This is a genomic window from Amycolatopsis deserti (assembly GCF_014653945.1).
In the GTDB taxonomy this organism is placed as follows: domain Bacteria; phylum Actinomycetota; class Actinomycetes; order Mycobacteriales; family Pseudonocardiaceae; genus Amycolatopsis_E; species Amycolatopsis_E deserti.
In genome coordinates, this window is sequence record NZ_BNAU01000004.1 from 256,359 (window position 1) to 272,441 (window position 16,083).

17 protein-coding genes and 1 pseudogene are annotated in these 16,083 nt (G+C 71.3%); 10 read left to right on the top strand and 8 right to left on the bottom strand.

Features of this window, described 5'->3' with window-relative positions:
- Positions 1-98: 98 nt before the first annotated feature.
- Entirely contained in the window at positions 99-341 is a 243-nt protein-coding gene (locus IE290_RS19155) for a DUF2530 domain-containing protein (RefSeq protein WP_191245997.1), read from the top strand.
- Here the strand turns inward: IE290_RS19155 and IE290_RS19160 are convergent.
- Together IE290_RS19160 and IE290_RS19165 are read right to left on the bottom strand one after the other, a co-directional pair.
- Entirely contained in the window at positions 338-3,088 is a 2,751-nt protein-coding gene (locus IE290_RS19160) for a sacsin N-terminal ATP-binding-like domain-containing protein (RefSeq protein ID WP_191245998.1), read from the bottom strand. The two genes, IE290_RS19155 and IE290_RS19160, sit on opposite strands and share 4 nt — an antisense overlap.
- Complete coding sequence (locus IE290_RS19165; protein ID WP_191245999.1) at positions 3,072-3,893, bottom strand: DUF3027 domain-containing protein; 822 nt, start codon at positions 3,891-3,893, stop codon at positions 3,072-3,074. The genes IE290_RS19160 and IE290_RS19165 overlap by 17 nt, the downstream gene beginning before the upstream one ends.
- Before the next feature lie 49 nt (positions 3,894-3,942).
- Here IE290_RS19165 and IE290_RS19170 point away from each other — a divergent pair, with 49 nt between their 5' ends.
- Genes IE290_RS19170 through IE290_RS19180 form a run of 3 tightly spaced genes read left to right on the top strand, consistent with a single transcriptional unit; the run spans position 3,943 to position 7,029 of the window.
- On the top strand, positions 3,943-4,719 hold the full coding sequence (locus IE290_RS19170) for a glutaminyl-peptide cyclotransferase (protein ID WP_191246000.1): 777 nt from the start codon (positions 3,943-3,945) through the stop codon (positions 4,717-4,719).
- Between the two features lie 41 nt (positions 4,720-4,760).
- Positions 4,761-6,509: an MFS transporter gene (locus tag IE290_RS19175; RefSeq protein ID WP_191246001.1), complete on the top strand. Its 1,749-nt coding sequence runs from the start codon at positions 4,761-4,763 to the stop codon at positions 6,507-6,509.
- Between the two features lie 22 nt (positions 6,510-6,531).
- Entirely contained in the window at positions 6,532-7,029 is a 498-nt protein-coding gene (locus IE290_RS19180; RefSeq protein ID WP_191246002.1) for a DUF2771 family protein, read from the top strand.
- A 63-nt stretch (positions 7,030-7,092) separates the two neighbouring features.
- Here IE290_RS19180 and IE290_RS19185 read toward each other — a convergent pair whose 3' ends face one another.
- On the bottom strand, positions 7,093-7,479 hold the full coding sequence (locus IE290_RS19185; protein ID WP_017985244.1) for a cold-shock protein: 387 nt from the start codon (positions 7,477-7,479) through the stop codon (positions 7,093-7,095).
- A gap of 162 nt (positions 7,480-7,641) precedes the next feature.
- On the opposite strand from IE290_RS19185, the gene IE290_RS19190 reads away from it, so the two are divergent.
- Positions 7,642-7,872 (top strand): hypothetical protein, encoded by a 231-nt coding sequence (locus tag IE290_RS19190; RefSeq protein WP_191246003.1) that lies wholly within the window; start codon positions 7,642-7,644, stop codon positions 7,870-7,872.
- On the opposite strand, the gene IE290_RS19195 is transcribed toward IE290_RS19190, so the two are convergent.
- Entirely contained in the window at positions 7,829-8,461 is a 633-nt protein-coding gene (locus IE290_RS19195; RefSeq protein ID WP_191246004.1) for an HAD family hydrolase, read from the bottom strand. The two genes, IE290_RS19190 and IE290_RS19195, sit on opposite strands and share 44 nt — an antisense overlap.
- A 117-nt stretch (positions 8,462-8,578) precedes the next feature.
- On the opposite strand from IE290_RS19195, the gene IE290_RS19200 reads away from it, so the two are divergent.
- Both IE290_RS19200 and IE290_RS19205 read left to right on the top strand, forming a co-directional pair.
- Positions 8,579-9,196, top strand: a complete 618-nt coding sequence (locus IE290_RS19200; protein ID WP_191246005.1) for a TetR/AcrR family transcriptional regulator — start codon at positions 8,579-8,581, stop codon at positions 9,194-9,196.
- Positions 9,193-10,155, top strand: a complete 963-nt coding sequence (locus IE290_RS19205) for a R2-like ligand-binding oxidase (protein WP_191246006.1) — start codon at positions 9,193-9,195, stop codon at positions 10,153-10,155. The genes IE290_RS19200 and IE290_RS19205 overlap by 4 nt, the downstream gene beginning before the upstream one ends.
- Before the next feature lie 578 nt (positions 10,156-10,733).
- Here the strand turns inward: IE290_RS19205 and IE290_RS19210 are convergent.
- Positions 10,734-12,344: an AMP-binding protein gene (locus tag IE290_RS19210; protein WP_191246007.1), complete on the bottom strand. Its 1,611-nt coding sequence runs from the start codon at positions 12,342-12,344 to the stop codon at positions 10,734-10,736.
- Between the two features lie 85 nt (positions 12,345-12,429).
- Between IE290_RS19210 and IE290_RS19215 the strand changes: the two genes are divergently transcribed.
- Complete coding sequence (locus IE290_RS19215; RefSeq protein ID WP_191246008.1) at positions 12,430-13,191, top strand: PhzF family phenazine biosynthesis protein; 762 nt, start codon at positions 12,430-12,432, stop codon at positions 13,189-13,191.
- Positions 13,191-13,592 carry a YccF domain-containing protein gene (locus IE290_RS19220; protein ID WP_191246009.1) on the top strand — a complete coding sequence of 134 codons (402 nt, stop codon included), beginning with the start codon at positions 13,191-13,193 and terminating at the stop codon, positions 13,590-13,592. Before IE290_RS19215 ends, IE290_RS19220 begins: the two co-directional genes overlap by 1 nt.
- Here IE290_RS19220 and IE290_RS38565 read toward each other — a convergent pair.
- The gene (locus IE290_RS38565) at positions 13,580-13,786 is read right to left on the bottom strand and encodes an aromatic-ring hydroxylase C-terminal domain-containing protein (RefSeq protein WP_373300478.1); all 207 of its coding nucleotides are present in this window, start codon (positions 13,784-13,786) and stop codon (positions 13,580-13,582) included. The genes IE290_RS19220 and IE290_RS38565 overlap by 13 nt on opposite strands.
- A 302-nt stretch (positions 13,787-14,088) precedes the next feature.
- Positions 14,089-15,045 (bottom strand): annotated as a pseudogene (locus tag IE290_RS38570) (FAD-dependent monooxygenase); the annotation flags it as partial.
- On the opposite strand from IE290_RS38570, the gene IE290_RS19230 reads away from it, so the two are divergent.
- The gene (locus IE290_RS19230; protein ID WP_191246010.1) at positions 15,044-15,616 is read left to right on the top strand and encodes a TetR/AcrR family transcriptional regulator C-terminal domain-containing protein; all 573 of its coding nucleotides are present in this window, start codon (positions 15,044-15,046) and stop codon (positions 15,614-15,616) included. The pseudogene IE290_RS38570 and the gene IE290_RS19230 sit on opposite strands and share 2 nt — an antisense overlap.
- Here IE290_RS19230 and IE290_RS19235 read toward each other — a convergent pair whose 3' ends face one another.
- Positions 15,617-16,027 carry a MarR family winged helix-turn-helix transcriptional regulator gene (locus IE290_RS19235; RefSeq protein ID WP_191246011.1) on the bottom strand — a complete coding sequence of 137 codons (411 nt, stop codon included), beginning with the start codon at positions 16,025-16,027 and terminating at the stop codon, positions 15,617-15,619.
- Positions 16,028-16,083 lie beyond the last annotated feature (56 nt).

The window sequence follows — 16,083 nt, forward strand, 5'->3', positions numbered from 1 at the left end:
ACCTGCCTTACCTGCTGCTCCTGCGATGACCCGCGGGTAGCCTTCCTGACGTGGCCGATCCGATCAACGCCGGGGATGTTAAACGTCCGTTGCTTCCGGTGCCCGAGTTGCCTGAGCGACTGGTGGTGCTCTACCCGGTCGTCGTGGTCGGCACACTCGTGTGGTTCACCGGGTTCGTCGTGCTGGGCGCGCTGCGCGTGTTCGACACGGGCGGCCCGGCGAGCGTCTGGATGTGGACCTGCCTGGCCGGTGGCGTCCTCGGGCTGATGGGGATGGGCATCATGAGCTGGCAGCGCTGGGCCCGCCGCCGCGGGTCGAGGAGCGCCCAGACGGGTCTCTAGAGCAGGAAGGTCGTCGTCGCGGGGTCGTTCAGCACGGCTTCCACCAGGTGGCGCTCGGACCAGCGACCGGTGGCCCAGGCGAACGCGCGGGCCAGCCCTTCGGGTGAGTCCTCGGCGTGATGTTCCCCGTGAAACGTCCCACTTTCGACCCACCACGGCGTGGCGCGCTTGACTCCGTCGACCTCGACGGTCAACTCGTCGTGCACCACGAGCCCGCCCTCGGGCAGCGGGATGTCCAGCAGCTCCGCCGCCAGGACCAGCGCGGTCATCTCCGGCCACGGCACGAACTCGCCCTCGCTGCTGACCCGGGCTTCGGCGTGTTCGGACAGCAGCGGGATGTCCAGCAGCTCGGCGAGCGCGGCCACGTCCGCGCCGGGCGACGCGGCGACCAGGCGTTCCGGCGCCCACACCGCGCCCAGCCAGGGCAGGTCGAGCACCGCGGTCTGCTCGGCGTCGACCACGGACCCGTCGACCGTGCGCACCCGCTCCGGCGCGTCCAGCTCGCTCCACTCCAGGTCGGCGGCGGCCAGCACGGCGTGCGCCCGCAGGATCAGCCCCGGCGGGATCTCCCGGTCCGGGTCGCCGAGCCGGTCGAGCAGGTCGGCGGCGTCGTCGAGGTCGCGCACGGCCAGCTCCGACCGGACCCCGGCCGCGGCCAGCACGTCCGGGCGCACCCCGACGTCGGGCACCGGGTCGTAGAGGCCGCTCAGGCTGTCCGCGTCCGGCAGCCGCCACTCGCCAGGCGGGCGGCCGGCGAGCAGCGCGTTGCGCTCCAGCCAGGCCGCCGACGGGCTGTCCGGCACCGTCAGCGCCTGCCAGGTCACGCGCTGCCCGGCGATCAGCCGCAGCGCCCGTGGCCAGGCATCGTCGGCAACCAGGTCGAGGTCGCGGATCTCCAGCCGCTCGTCCTCGTTGGGCACCACCAGGAACTCGTCGAGCACGCCCAGTTCGGTGAGCACCCGCACCGGCCACCGCTCGGCGAAGTCCGCGTCCAGCACGGCGAACGGGCCGTCCTCTTCGAACACCTCGGGGTCGAAGATCTCGCGCAGCGGCGAGTTCGGCAGCACCAGCTCATCGGCCCGGCGCCAGCCGTCCTCCGACGGCAGCGCCAGCGCGCCCAGGCCCTCCGCGGAGGTCTCGGAAACCAGGCGCAGCACGGCTTCGGCGAGCGGGCGGGTGTCCAACCCGGACTCGGCGTCGGCCAGGCTGCGCTCGACGGCTTCACGCAGCGCGGGCGCGTCGAGCAGATCGGCGGCCTCCGCCTGCTTCGCGCCGAGCCGCTCCAGCAGCGGGTGCGCCGCCTCCGGGTGCACCAGCCGCAGGCCGCCCACGTCGGCGTCGGCCAGCAGGTCGAGCAGCTCCGACGCGCCGAGCAGCAATGCGCCGCGCGGCCCGGGCAGGGTCCGCCCGTCCGCCAGCGGCACCGGCAGCGCGCCCAGCTCGTCCGCGGTCACCTCGTGGTTGTCCAGCAGCGGCAGGAAGGCGTCGTACAGCGAGCGCCACCACTCCGGGTCCCGGTCCACGCCGATCAGCAGGTCGACCAGGTCCGACACGTCCAGGCGGTCGGCGTCCACGGTCGCCAGGACCTGCGCCGGCTCGTAGCCGCTGATCCCGGCCAAACCGGGCACGACACCGGCGAGCAGTTCCAGCAGCCGCGGCGACTCGACCGACAGCACCCGGGCGCTCGAGGGCACCAGGTCGTCGCCCTCGGCCGCGGGCAGCCACGCCTGCTTCGCCAGCTGGCGGCCCACGAGCTCGCGCAACTTGCCGTCCACTTCGGACAGCGGGAAACCCGCGTCCGGCACCAGGTCCAGCCGGTCGGAGGGGGCGACCTTGCGCACCAGCGCCGGGTACTCGCGGGCGGCGGCGACCAGCGCGGCGTCGGCGCCGGGCAGCACCCTCCGCCGGGACGGCTCCAGCGGCACGGTCGCGATCAGCCGGGCCGGCAACGACAACCGTTCGTCCGTGGGCGTCGGCGCGTGCAGCACGTCCTCGGTCAGCCGCCCATCGGCCGGCTTGGCCCACACCGCGTTCTCGCCGACCTGGGTCAGCCAGCGGACCGCGCCGGACGGCGTGGACAGCTCGACCACACCGTCCTTTTCGGACCGGGTCCACTCCGCGCCGGGCGCCTCGATACGCGCCAGCCAGGGCAGGGACAGCAGCAGGTCCTCGGCCTCGTCCGCCAGACGCGCGAGCAGCTCGTCCGCGTCGACGTCGTCGCGCAGGGGCAGGCGGACCTCGGTGTCGAAGCCGTTGGGGAGGTCCTCGTCCACCGGCCAGGGCAGCCGCAGCACCGGCACCGCGCCATCGCGCCCGGCGGCCTCGCGCGTCCGCGTCTCGGAGAAGGCCACCCCACCGGTCCGGGAGATCACCCGCGGTTCGCTGCTGACCGCGAGCACCGCGGCGAAGCCGACGCCGAACTGCCCCACGGTGTCGCCCTGCTTCGCCGAAGCGCGCAGCGAAGCCAGCGACGCGACTCCGGCGACGTCCAGCGGCGCACCGGTGTTGGCGACGCGGAGTTCGGAACCGACGACGGAAACCCGTAGCGTGCCGGGGCTCCCGGCGAGCGCGGCGGCGTCGGCGGCGTTCTGCGCCAGCTCGACGAACAGCCGGTCGCGGTAGCCGCCGACCCGCAGGTCGCCCTCGGCGTTGGTGTCTTCGGTGAACCGGGTCGGCGAATCCCGCCAGGCCCGCAGCACCGAGGCCCGCAGCGCCTCGGTGCCGAACGGATCACTCAGCTGACTCACTCGCCGTCTCGGCGTCCGCGGTGGCGCCCGTCTCGGTCTTCGGCTCCTCGACCGGCTCCATGTCCAGCAGCGAGTCGTCGTAGACCAGCTCGGCGACCGGCACCGACGAGGTCACCTCGACCTCGACCTCGGAGTGCGCGCCGCAGCCGTACTCGGCGTGCACGACGGTGCCGTCCGCCGGGGCGATCTCGTTGCCGCACACGCCGAACGCCGCGCGCAGCGAACCGGCGAGCGGGAGGTAGAAGCCGCAGGTGCCGCAGTGGGCCGGCGCGCTGCGCGCCATGTCCGACCGCGGACCGAACTCACCGCGGTGCCACCGCGTGGCGGCCTCCTCGCGGCCGAAGCGGGACATCACGTGCACGCGGCCGAGCCCGGCCTCGTGCGCGACCTCCTCGACCGCCGGGTCGTCGGACTGCAGGTACGCCGGGACCAGCCGCGGGTCGTCCTTGTCCGGCGGGAGGATGTCGCCGACGCCGAGGTCACCGGCCCGCACCCGGCGCTCCCACGGCACCCACTGCGGGGCGATCAAGGCGTCCGGGCCGGGCACGAGCACGACCTCGCTCACCGTCACTGGGGTGTCCGGGCCCGCGTTCGCGACCGTCACCGACCAGCGCCAGCCGCGGTAACCGGGCACGTGGGCCTCGAAGAGGTGGCTCGCCGACACCGCGTCCTCACGCGACACGCCGACGTGCGCCCCGACCTGCTCGGCCCCCGCCTCTTCGACCGCGGCCTCGCGCGCGAGGCCGACCGCCTCGGCGAGAGCGCGCTCCACGGAGCCGTCGTCCAGGGTGAGCAGCAGCGTCATACCCCAATTGTGCCCCGCGCGCCTCGGGCCGCCGTGTCAGGGTGGAGGGGTGCGCACCCTGATCACCCTGACCCTCGCCACGGTCGTCGCACTCGGTGGCTGCGCGGCCGCGACACCGCCCGCGCCGGCCACCGTTCCGCAGCTCACCGTGCGGGTGCTGGAGACGCTGCCGCACGACCCGGCGGCGTTCACGCAGGGGCTCGAGTTCTCCGGCGCCACCCTGTACGAGGGCACCGGTCTGGTCGGGCAGTCGTCGGTGCGGGCCGGAGCGCCCGGGCAGCCGCCGGCCACGCGCGTGGACCTGCCCGCGCCGCTGTTCGGCGAGGGCATCACCGTCACCGGCCCGACCCTGTGGCAACTGACCTGGCAGAACGGCGTGGCGATCGAGCGGGACGCGCGGACGCTCGCCGAGCTGCGGCGCGTGTCCTACGACGGCGAGGGCTGGGGGCTGTGCCACGACGGCGGCCGGCTGGTGATGAGCGACGGCTCGGACCGGCTCACCTTCCGCGACCCGTCGACGTTCGAGGTCACCGGCGAGGTCACCGCCCACTCCGGCGAGCAGACGTTCACGCAGCTCAACGAGCTGGAGTGCGCAGGCGGCGCGGTGTACGCGAACGTGTGGAAGACCGAGCGCATCCTGCGCATCGACCCGGCGACCGGCGAGGTGACCGGCCAGATCACCGCGGCCGGGCTGCTCACCCCGGCCCAGGCGGCGGCCGCGGATGTGCTCAACGGCATCGCCGCGATCCCCGGCACCGATGAGTTCCTGATCACCGGGAAGCTCTGGCCGGCGATGTTCCGGGTGAAATTCGTCCCCGCTACCTGATCACCCAGCGCGTCGGCCCAGCAATACGGCAAGATTGACGTGTGGGGCGCAAACGGAAGTGGACACCGGCACCGGGTGCCGGGCAACCGTGGCGCGCCCAGGGGCGCTTCTACCCGGAGTCGTCGGCGGTCCCGAACGCGGACGAGGCGCCGACGAGCGCGTTCCCGGCCGGCGGCCGCACACCGCCGCCACCACCGCGTGGCGCGCGGCCGTACCCGCCGCGGCAGGGCCCGCCCCCGCCGCAGCGTCCGTGGCACAGCGAGCTGCCCCCACGCTCTGAGCCGCCGCCCCGCCGCACCGAGCCGCTCTACGAGCACTACGACACCGACGGCTACGCGGGTTCCGCGCGCCACGAGCCTGAGCCGGAGCCGGCCGCGGGGCACCGCACGGAGGCGACCGCCGGGCCGCTGCCCCGGATGCCGAAGAAGCTGACCGTCACCCGGGTCGCCGCGCTGCGCAGCCGGGAACTCGGCGGGCGCGCGGTCGGCATGTTCCAGCGCGCGACGAAGGCCGACGGCGCCGACAAGTCCGGCCTCACCTCGCTGACGTACGCGGTGATGCTGAACTACGCCAGCGACGCGGCGATGGCCATCGCGCTGGCCAACACCCTGTTCTTCGCGGCCACCAGCGGCGAGGGCCGCGGCAAGGTCGCGCTGTACCTGCTGATCACCATCGCGCCGTTCGCGCTCGTCGCGCCGGTCATCGGCCCGCTGCTGGACCGGATCCAGCGCGGCCGCCGCCTGGCGATGTGCCTCACCTCGGTCGGCCAGGTGCTGATGGCCGTGCTGATGGCGCTGCACTTCAACGACTGGGGCCTCTACCCCGCCGCGCTCGGCAAGATGGTGCTGTCCAAGTCGTTCACGGTCCTCAAGTCGGCGGTCACCCCGCGCGTGGTGCCGCCGGACATCACGCTGTCGAAGACCAACGCGCGGCTCACGGTGTTCGGCCTGGCGGCCGGTGGTGTGTTCGGCGCCATCGCCTCCGGGGTGAACTCGCTGTTCGGATCGGCGGGCGCGCTGTGGTTCACCGCGGTGATCTGCGCGGTCGGCGCGGTGCAGGCCATGCGGATCCCGGCCTGGGTCGAGGTGACCGAGGGCGAGGTCCCGGCGACGCTCAAGGCCCACCCGGCGAAGAAGAAGAAACGGCAGCCGCTGGGCAGTGACGTGGTGCTCGCCCTGTGGGGCAACGGGACCATCCGCGTGCTGACCGGGTTCCTGATGATGTTCGCGGCGTTCGCCGTGAAGGCGCAGGCGGAGCAGACCGGGCAGAGCCCGTTCATGCAGTTGCTGCTGCTCGGCCTGATCGGTGGCGCGGCCGGGCTCGGCGGGTTCGTCGGCAACGCGCTCGGGTCGCGGCTCAGCTTCGGGCACCCCAGCCAGGTGGTCCTCGGCTGCGCGGGCGCGGCGCTCGCCTCGACGATCCTCGCCGCCGTCATGTCCGGCATCGTCACGGCCGCGATCGTCGGTCTCGTCGGCGCCACGGCGAGCGCGCTGGCGAAGATCAGCCTCGACGCGGTGATCCAGCGCGATCTGCCGGAGGAGTCGCGGGCGTCGGCGTTCGGGCGGTCGGAGACGGTTCTGCAGCTGGCGTGGGTGTTCGGCGGCGCGATCGGCCTGCTGCTGCCGCCGACGTACTGGATCGGGTTCCTGGTGGTGTCGATCCTGCTCGCGGTCGGCCTGGCGCAGACGTTCCTGCTGCAGAGAGGCGTGTCACTGGTGCCCGGTCTGCGCGGCAGGCGGGAGCGCAGGCCGGCGCGAACCGGCAACGGGGCCGCTCCCCGCGTGCAGTGACGCGACCCGTAGTGTTTCCGCCATGCGGCGAACTTTGCTGTTGCTGTCGGCCGGAGCGCTGGCGCTGACCGGGTGCTCCGCCCAGGTCGGACCGCCCGAGGTCACCTTCTTCGGCGACGGGCACACCGTGAACGCCGAGCCGGTCGTGAACTGCGACGCGCTCCTGAAGTCGTGCTCGGAGAACCCCGACGCCGCCGTGACGCTGAAGGTGCGCCCGGGCAAGCCGGTGCAGATCTCGGTGCCGTCCGAGATCGGCGACACGCCCTGGCTGGTGAACGTCCAGTACGCCAACGCCAAGGGCGAGCTGCAGCCGGTGAAGCAGCAGTTCTTCTCGCCGGGCGACAAGCTGGCCTACACGGCGACCGGCACCGCGCCCGGCGACCAGTTGGTGGTGGTCGAGGTGCAGCAGCTCGGCGCTGCTTATGCGGCTGATCAGGCGGGGAACCCGATCCTGGATGAGAACGGGAATCCGCAGCTGGTGGCGCGGGCTTTCTGGTCGCTTCAGGTTCAACCCGGCTGACCGCGCACGGAAGTGGGGTCCCCCGCGGTGCGAGGAACCCCACTCGTCCCAACGGAGTCCGGCTTACGGGTCGAGGTCCCGGGCGACCGCGCGCATCACTTCCGCGATCCGCTTGGTGTTCTTGCGGTCCGGGTAGCGGCCGCGGCGCAGGTCCGGCTGCACCTTCATCTCGAGCAGCTTGATCATGTCCTCGATCAGGCCGTGCAGCTCCTCCGCCGGGCGGCGGCGCGCTTCGGCGACCGAGGGCAGGCTGTCGATCAGCCGAACGGACAGGGCCTGCGGACCACGACGGCCGTCGGCGACGCCGAACTCCAGCCGCTGGCCGGCCTTGAGTGCCTCCACCCCTTGGGGGAGCGCGGTCTTGCGGATGTAGACGTCCTGGCCGCCGTCCTGGGTGACGAAACCGAACCCCTTCTCCGCGTCGTACCACTTGACCTTGCCGGTCGGCACTGCCCTCACCGTTCCTTCGCTCTGAGTAAGTCATCTCGCGTACCGGCGGCACGTGACCGCCTGCACGACGAACGCGCCCTGGGCGTACCCAGGACGCGTATCCACCAGCCTATCCCGGTATGCGCCCTCCGGTGAAGAAGATATGGGTTCTAACCTTGTGCCATGGATACTCCGGCCAAGACTTCCCCGCGCAAGCCGTTCCTCATGCGGCTCGGGATCGGTGTGTTCGCCATCGGCGTGCTGGCCGTGCTGGCCGTGTTCGTCCTGTTCGCGTTCGGCCTGCGGGACCTCCCGGTGTGGCTGAGCGCCGTCGCCGGGGTGGCCACTCCGCTGGGCATCGCGCTGTCGCTCATCTCACTGGTTCGCGAGCACCGGAAAGCGGCTGCCGGCTGAGCCAGCCGGGGAACTCCTCCAGGCTGGAGAACACCACCGCCGCCCCCGCCTCGAGCAACTCCTCGCGGCTGCAGGGGCCCGTCGTGACACCCACCGGCACCGCGTCGGCGGCCAGGGCGCCGCGCACGTCACCCAGGTGGTCGCCGGCGTAGATCGACGCGCCGTGCTCGCGCAGGGCCACCGCCTTGCCGTCCGACCACAGCTCGCCCACGAGCACGTCGACGGCCAGGCCGAGCGCCTTGATGTGCAGCGCCGCGTTCGGCCCGTACTTGCCGGTGACCACGACGGTGCGGCCGCCCGCGTCGTGCACCGCGGCCAGCGCCTCGTGCGCGCCCGGCAGCGCGACCGTCTCCGGGATCACGATCTCCGGGTACAGCTGCCGGAACCGGTCGACGAGCCCGGTGATCCGGTCTTCGGGCGCGCCGAAGTCGCGCAGCACCATGTCCAGCGGCGGGCCCAGGTTGGCGGCGAAGTGCTCACCGTCCAGCGGCAGGCCTGCCTCCGCTCCGAGCGCGTTCATCACCGCGACCATGCCCGGCCGCGGGTCGATGAGCGTCATGTCCAGGTCGAATCCGACGACGATCCCCACGACAGCCACGGTAGCCGGAACCCCCGACAGTTCCGGACGCCGTCTCACTCCGCTTTACAGCGCGCCCATTCGGGTCAAGCTTCTTGACATCGGAGCCTCATGTGTCAAGCTGGCCTTGTGACTGAGATCACCGACTCGTTCGCGGGGCGCACCAGGACTTCGCTCCGGGAGACCCTGCTCGACGCGGCGGCCGACATCCTGGCGGCGCGGGGCTACGCGGCCCTGCGGATGGCGGACGTGGCGTCGGCGGCCGGGGTCAGCCGCCAGACGGTCTACAACGAGTTCGGCAACAAGAACGCGCTCGTGCAGGCGGTCGTCCTGCGCACCACGGGCGAGTTCCTGGACGGCATCCACCACCGGTTCGCCACCGCGCCCGATCTGCTGACCGGCATCCACGACGCGGTCACCTACACGATCGAGCACGGCCGGGAGAACCGGTTGGTCGCTTCCGCGCTGGGCACACCGCAGGGTGAGGATCTGCTGCCGCTGCTCACCACCCGGGGTGAACCGGTCCTGGCCGCGGCGATGGAGGTCGCCGCGACCAACTACCGGGAGTCCCTGCCCGCTCTGAGCGCCGAGGCCGCGAACCTCCTCGCCGAGACCGTGGTCCGGCTCTCGCTGAGCCACCTGGTGCTGCCGACCCACACCGCGACCGAGGCGGCCGACCTGATCTGCGCCGCGATCGCACCGGCCATCACCCACTACTCGTCCACAATGGAGTGTGACCAGTCATGACCGATACGCTTCCCGTGCGCCGCACCGGGTTCGCCTCGCTCCGCCGGGGCGGGCTGAACTGGGACTCGTTCCCGCTGCGGCTGTTCGTCAAGGGGAACCGCAAGTTCTGGAACCCCGCCGACATCGACTTCAGCCAGGACGCCGAGGACTGGCAGACCCTCACCGACGAGGAGCGCAGGTCGTCGACGTACCTGTGCGCCCAGTTCATCGCCGGCGAGGAGGCGGTGACGGAGGACATCCAGCCGTTCATGAAGGCGATGGCCGCCGAGGGCCGGTTCGGCGACGAGATGTACCTGACCCAGTTCTGCTTCGAGGAGGCCAAGCACACGGAGGTGTTCCGCCGCTGGATGGACGCGGTGGGGCTGACCGAGGACCTGACCTCGTACGTGAGTGAGAACCCGCACTACCGCAAGCTGTTCTACGAGGAGCTGCCGGAGTCGCTGGCTGTTCTGGAGCACGACCCCAGTCCGCTGAACCAGGTTCGCGCGAGCGTCACCTACAACCACGTGATCGAAGGCAGCCTGGCGCTGACGGGCTACTACGCGTGGCAAAAGGTCTGCACGACGCGCGGCATCCTGCCCGGCATGCAGCAACTGGTGAAACACATCGGCGACGACGAGCGCCGGCACATGGCATGGGGCACCTTCACGTGCCGACGACACATCGCCGCGGACGATTCGCTGTGGGACGCAGTGCAGCAGCGCATGGGCGAGCTGTTGCCGCACGCGCTGGGAATGATCGAATGGGTGCAGAACCAGTTCGAGGAACCACGCCCCTTCGACAACGACCCGCAGGAGTTCATCGAATACGCGGCGGACCGGGCGCAGCGTCGCCTGGGCGCGATCGAATCAGCGCGCGGAGTCCCGGTAGGCCAGATCGATCTGGACTACTCGCCAGAACAACTGGAAGAGACCTTTGGTGAAGAGGATGCCAAGGCACTAGCGAACGCAGTGAGCTAGGGCGCGCAGCGCCAAGCTTTGCACACAACCGGAGCTGGGTGGTCATCCCGTCGCCTGACACCGGAACGATCACTTTGAGCCAGGCCCGCAACATCCGCTGCCAACGCGAGATGACATGCCAACCTTGCGGGCCTGGCTCAAAGTGATATGCACAAACCGGAAGGCGACGGGATGACCACCCGGCTCCCACCCACCCGAGGCGAGACGACAACGGTCCCCCGTCATCCCGGAGCCTGCCCGTCCGGCGAGGACATCTCTTGATCTTTAAACCGGCGCCGCCTTCGGCAGGCGAAGAGTCCGCCCTACGGGCGGAAAGCGCCTCACGGCGCCAAACGGTCACCTTACGACCACCCCCACCCCCGATGCCTGATTGTGTTTCAGTCGCCGAGCAGGCGTGTCAAGGCGGGAAAGAGTACCTTGACACGCCTGATCGGCGACCAAAAGCAGGCTGTGGATCGGGGGCGGGGGAGGTCTGGTTGGGGTAGTCGGTCTTCTTGCGCTGCCGGCCGGCGGTTTGTCGGGTGGTTTGCGGCCCCGGATGGAGCCGGCTCGCTTCCGTTGCCGGCTTGCGTTTCTTCCTACTCCAGATTCAGGATCTTCAGCGCCTTCTCCCGCATCTCGACCTTCCGGATCTTCCCGGTCACCGTCATCGGGAACTCATCCACGATGTGCACGTACCGCGGGATCTTGTAATGCGCCAGCTTCCCGGTGCAGAACTCCCGCAGCGACTCCGCCGTCAGCGGCTGCGCCCCCTCCCGCATCCGGATCCACGCCATCAGCTCTTCGCCGTAGCGCTGGTCGGGCACCCCGATCACCTGGGCGTCCAGCACGTCCGGGTGCGTGTAGAGGAATTCCTCGATCTCCCGCGGGTAGATGTTCTCGCCGCCGCGGATGACCATGTCCTTGATCCGCCCGGTGATCTGGATGTAGCCCTCGTCGTCCATCACGCCGAGGTCGCCGGTGTGCATCCACCTCGCCTTGTCGATCACCTCGGCCGTCTTGTCCGGCTGGTCCCAGTACCCGAGCATCACCGAGTAGCCCCGGGTGCACAGCTCGCCCGGCTCGCCGCGCGGCACCGTCAGCCCGGTCTCCGGGTCCACGATCTTGACCTCCAGGTGCGGCCCGACCCGGCCGACCGTCGAAACCCGCCGCTCGATCGAGTCGTCCGACCGGGTCTGCGTGGACACCGGGGAGGTCTCGGTCATGCCGTAGCAAATGGACACCTCGGCCATGCCCATCCGCTCGATGACCTGCTTCATCACCTCGACCGGGCAGGGCGAGCCGGCCATGATGCCCGTCCGCAGGCTGCTCAGGTCGTAGTCCTCGAAGCCCGGTTCGGACAGCTCGGCGATGAACATCGTGGGGACCCCGTACAGCGACGTGCACCGTTCCGCCTCCACCGCCTTCAGGGTGGCCTTCGGCTCGAACGACGGCGCCGGGATCACCATGCACGCCCCGTGGGTCGTCGCGGAGAGGTTGCCCATCACCATCCCGAAGCAGTGGTAGAACGGCACCGGGATGCAGATCCGGTCCGCCTCCGTGTAGTGGCACAGTTCGCCGACGAAGAAGCCGTTGTTGAGGATGTTGTGGTGCGACAGCGTCGCGCCCTTCGGGAAGCCCGTGGTGCCCGAGGTGTACTGGATGTTGATCGGGTCGTCGGCGGACAGGCCCACCTCCGGCAACGCCTTGCCCCGCCCGGACTCCAGCAGCTCCGTCCACTCGTCCGAGCCGAGCAGCACCACCTGCTCCAGGCCGGCGCACCGCGGCCGGACCTCCTCGATCATCGCCGCGTAGTCGGACGTCTTGAACGTGCGCGCGGCGACCAGCATCCGCACCCCGGCCTGGTTCAGCACGAACTCCAGCTCGTGCGAGCGGTAGGCGGGGTTGATGTTGACCAGGATCGCGCCGATCTTCGCCGTCGCGTACTGCAGGAACGTCCACTCGGCACAGTTCGGCGACCAGATGCCCACCCGGTCGCCCTTGACGATCCCGCGCCCGGCCAGCCCGGCGGCCAGCGCGTCGACCTCGGCGGCGAGCTCACGGTAGGTCCACCGGCGGCCCGACGCGTACTCCACCAGCGCGTCCCGGTCACCGAACGCGGCCACGGTCCGGTCGAAGTTGTCACCGATCGTGTCGCCCAGCAAGGGCACCTCGGAGATACCCGACGCATAACTCGGCACGGCTGGCATGACGCCTCCTCGGACGCGGTCGACACTGACTGTGACCGAGTCTAGGAATCCCTGCGCGCCCCGGACACCCCCTAGAGTGGGTGGCATGCGGCTCTCGATCGTCGACTCGTTCACCGGCACCCCGTTCGCGGGCAACCCGGCCGGGGTGGTGCTGCTCGACGAGCCGGCCGACGCCGCCTGGATGCAGTCCGTGGCCGCCGAGCTGCGGCACTCCGAGACGGCGTTCGTCGAAGTCTCCGGCGACGGCCCGAAGTCGCTGCGCTGGTTCACGCCGACGGTCGAGGTCGACCTGTGCGGGCACGCGACCCTCGCCGCCGGGCACGTCCTGGGCGGCGAGCAGGTGTTCACCACCCGCAGCGGCGAGCTGCGCACCCGCGCCGCCGGCGGGTGGGTCAGCATGGACTTCCCGAACGACCCGCCGCGTCCCGCCGACGACGACGTCGCCGTCGCCCTGCCGGGCGTGACCGTCGCGAGCGTCGCCCGCGGCAAGTGGGACATCCTCGTCGAGGCCACCGACGCGGCCCAGGTGCGCCAGCTGAAGCCGGACCTCGACGTCATCGCCGGCTGGGACGCGCGCTGCGTGATCGTCACCGCGCCCGGCGACCGGGACGACGCCGACTTCGTCAGCCGCGTCTTCGGGCCCGCCGTCGGCGTGCCGGAGGACCCGGTGACCGGCTCGGCGCACTGCCTGCTGGCGCCGTTCTGGGCGGCGAAGCTGGGCCGGGACAAGCTGGTCGGCGAGCAGGCGTCGGAGCGCGGCGGGATCGTCCGGGTCGTGGTGAACGGGGACCGGGTGACGCTGTCCGGGCAGGCCGTCACCGTCGTCAGCGGGGAGCTGCACGCCTGATGCGACTCATCCTGAACCTGATCTGGCTGGTGTTCGCCGGCTTCTGGATGGCCCTCGCGTACCTGGTCGCTGGGATCATCTGCTGCGTCCTGATCATCACGATCCCGTTCGGCATCGCGTCGTTCCGCATCGCGAACTACGCGTTGTGGCCGTTCGGCCGGACGATCGTCGACCGCCGCGGCGCCGGGGTCGGGTCGCTGCTCGGCAACGTCATCTGGATCGTCTTCGCCGGATTCTGGCTCGCGATCGGACACATCATCACCGGCATCGCCCTGTGCGTCACGATCATCGGGATCCCGCTCGGGCTGGCGAACTTCAAGCTCATCCCGGTCTCCCTGATGCCGCTGGGCAAGACGATCGTCCCGGTCGACCGCGGCGCCGAGGCCTACTACCGCCCCTGACCGAGCCACGCCGCGCACGCCGCCCGGAGCGCTTCGACGCCCTGGGACGCCACCCAGGCCACGTGACCGTCCGGACGGATGAGGACGGCGTCCGGAACGGGCTGCGCGCACTTGGCCAGGACGAGATCGAGACGGCCCGGCCAGTCCCGCGCGACCGCGGCCGGCTCCGGGTCGCCGACGAGATCGAGCAGCACCGCCCGGCCCGGTGCAGCAGGGTGAACAGCCGGGTCGCGCCGCGCTCGGCGATCAGGTCGAGGTCGGGAATTCGCCGCCCCAGCAACGGATCCGCGTCGCCGAGCGGGTAGCGGACGTCCAGCGCGGAGATCATTCCCGCGAGCGCGGAGTTCACCTCGTCCATCGCGATCAGCCCGGCGAACACCTCCCGCAGCGCCTCGGTCTGCGGCCCCGGGCGGCCCAGCGCGGTCTGGGCCCGTGTGTTGTGGAGGACCCGGTGCCCGACCGGGTGCCGTTCCGCGTGGTAGGTGTCCAGCAGGGACTCCGGCGCGTGGCCGCGGACGACCGCGGCGAGCTTCCAGCCGAGGTTGACCGCGTGCTGCACGCCCGTGTTCAGCCCCTGCCCGCCGGCCGGGTAGTGGATGTGCGCCGCGTCCCCGGCGAGAAGCACGCGGCCGCGCCGGTAGTCCGCCGCCTGCCGGGCGGCGTCACCGTACCGGGAAACCCAGAGAGGGCTGTGCATCCCGAAGTCGGTGCCCGCGATCTGGACCAGCGACTCCCGCAGCCGCTCGACCGTCACCGGCTCGTCCCGGGCGGCCACCCGGTCGTACTCGGTGGTCATGACGCGGTACCAGCCCGGTTCGAACCCCAGCACGGAGAAGTCGCCGTGCTCAGTGCGCCGCATGAAGACCCCCTCGCCGGGCGGGTCGGCGAGTTCCACGTCGCCGAGCAGCGCGGTGAGCGTTGCCGGGGTGCCGGGGAACTCGATGCCGGCGAGCCTGCGGACGGTGCTGCGCCCGCCGTCGCACCCGGCCAGGTAGGCCGCGTCGAAGGCGGCGCCGTCCGCCAGCGTCACCTCGACGCCGTCGGCGCTCTGCCGGACCCCGGTCACCTCCGACGACCAGCGCACCCGCACCCCGAATTCGGCGGCCCACTGTTCGAGCAGCTGTTCCACCTGGGCCTGCAACAGGTTGAGCACGAACGGGTAGCGCGTCGGCAGGCGGGTGAAGTCCAGCCACAGCCCGGAGAAGTGCCCCACGTTCAGCGGACGGCCGAGCGCCAGGAACCGATCGGCGACGCCTCGCTGGTCCAGGAATTCCAGGGTCCGCGCGTGCAACCCGCCCGCCCGTGACTCGCCGCTGCGCCCGGGCAGCCGGTCCAGCACCGTCACGTCCACGCCCGCCAGCCGCAGCTCGCAGGCCAGCACCAGACCGGTCGGCCCGGCGCCGGCGATCGCGCTGCGACTGCTCACCGACGTCGGCCTCGACGGGCTCACCATGCGCGTGGTGGCGACGGAACTGGGCGTGCGCGCCCCGACCCTGTACTGGCACGTGAAGAACAAGCAGGAACTGCTCGACGCGATGGCGACGACGATCCTGCTCGAGGCCCTCGACGGCCTGGAGGCCCCGGGCGCGGGCGTCACCTGGGCGGAGTGGCTGGCGGACAACGCCCGGCGGCTGCGGCGCACGATGCTGCGCTACCGCGACGGGGCGCGTGTGCTGGCCGGCACGAACACCGCGCACCCGGCCATGTTCCGCTCCGTCGAACTCACCCTGCGCACGCTGCAGGACGCGGGCTTCACGGTGGACGACGCCGCGGAGGCCTACCCGACCCTGCTGCACTACACGATCGGCTTCACCATCGAAGAACAAGCCCGCACCGGCACCGACTACGGCGCGGACAACCCGTACGAACCGGGCCGGCTGGAGCGCATGGTGGACGGCGAACAGCTCCCGCTGACCGCCCGCCTGGTGCGGCGCCTCTTCGCCCCGGACACCGACGCCGCCTTCGAGGCCGGGCTGGACATCGTCCTCACCGGCATCCGCGTGAAGTACGCCGCCGGCACCTGATCAGTCGGACACGAGCTCCCGCAACAACTCGACCAGCGACTCCTGCCTGTCCCGGTCCAGCGACACCAGCGGCGAAGTCCGGTTGAGACGCTCCAGCACCCCGGACCGCGCCTGGACCCCAGCGTCGGTCAGCACGATCTCCTTCGCGCGCCGGTCGGTCGGGTGCGGCCGGCGCCGCACCAGTCCCTGATCCTCCAGCCGGTCGATCACGAAGGTCGCGTTCGAGGCCTCGCACGACATCCGGCTCGCCAGTTCGCGGGCCGTGATCGGCTCGGACAGCTCGCGCAGGGCGACGACCTGCGCCGGCGTCAGGCCGACCTCCTCCCCGACCCGGCGAACCTGCACGTCGAGGCGGCGGGCGAACTCGTGCACCAGCTTGCACACGTCGCGATCGATCTCGACATCCGCCATGCCGCGAGTCTAGCGAAGATGGTTCGAACTGTGGTAGTTCTAGCTCGCAATATTAC

What these genes read in the sequence shown, in the direction of transcription:
- IE290_RS19165 (WP_191245999.1), bottom strand. Translation starts at nt 3,893, where the DNA reads ATGACGCTGCTGCTCACCCTGGACGACGGCTCCGTGGAGCGCGCTCTC.
- IE290_RS19180 (WP_191246002.1), top strand. Translation starts at nt 6,532, where the DNA reads ATGCGGCGAACTTTGCTGTTGCTGTCGGCCGGAGCGCTGGCGCTGACC.
- IE290_RS19190 (WP_191246003.1), top strand. Translation starts at nt 7,642, where the DNA reads ATGGATACTCCGGCCAAGACTTCCCCGCGCAAGCCGTTCCTCATGCGG.
- IE290_RS19205 (WP_191246006.1), top strand. Translation starts at nt 9,193, where the DNA reads ATGACCGATACGCTTCCCGTGCGCCGCACCGGGTTCGCCTCGCTCCGC.
- IE290_RS19210 (WP_191246007.1), bottom strand. Translation starts at nt 12,344, where the DNA reads ATGCCAGCCGTGCCGAGTTATGCGTCGGGTATCTCCGAGGTGCCCTTG.
- IE290_RS19215 (WP_191246008.1), top strand. Translation starts at nt 12,430, where the DNA reads ATGCGGCTCTCGATCGTCGACTCGTTCACCGGCACCCCGTTCGCGGGC.
- IE290_RS19220 (WP_191246009.1), top strand. Translation starts at nt 13,191, where the DNA reads ATGCGACTCATCCTGAACCTGATCTGGCTGGTGTTCGCCGGCTTCTGG.
- IE290_RS19230 (WP_191246010.1), top strand. Translation starts at nt 15,044, where the DNA reads ATGCGCGTGGTGGCGACGGAACTGGGCGTGCGCGCCCCGACCCTGTAC.
- IE290_RS19235 (WP_191246011.1), bottom strand. Translation starts at nt 16,027, where the DNA reads ATGGCGGATGTCGAGATCGATCGCGACGTGTGCAAGCTGGTGCACGAG.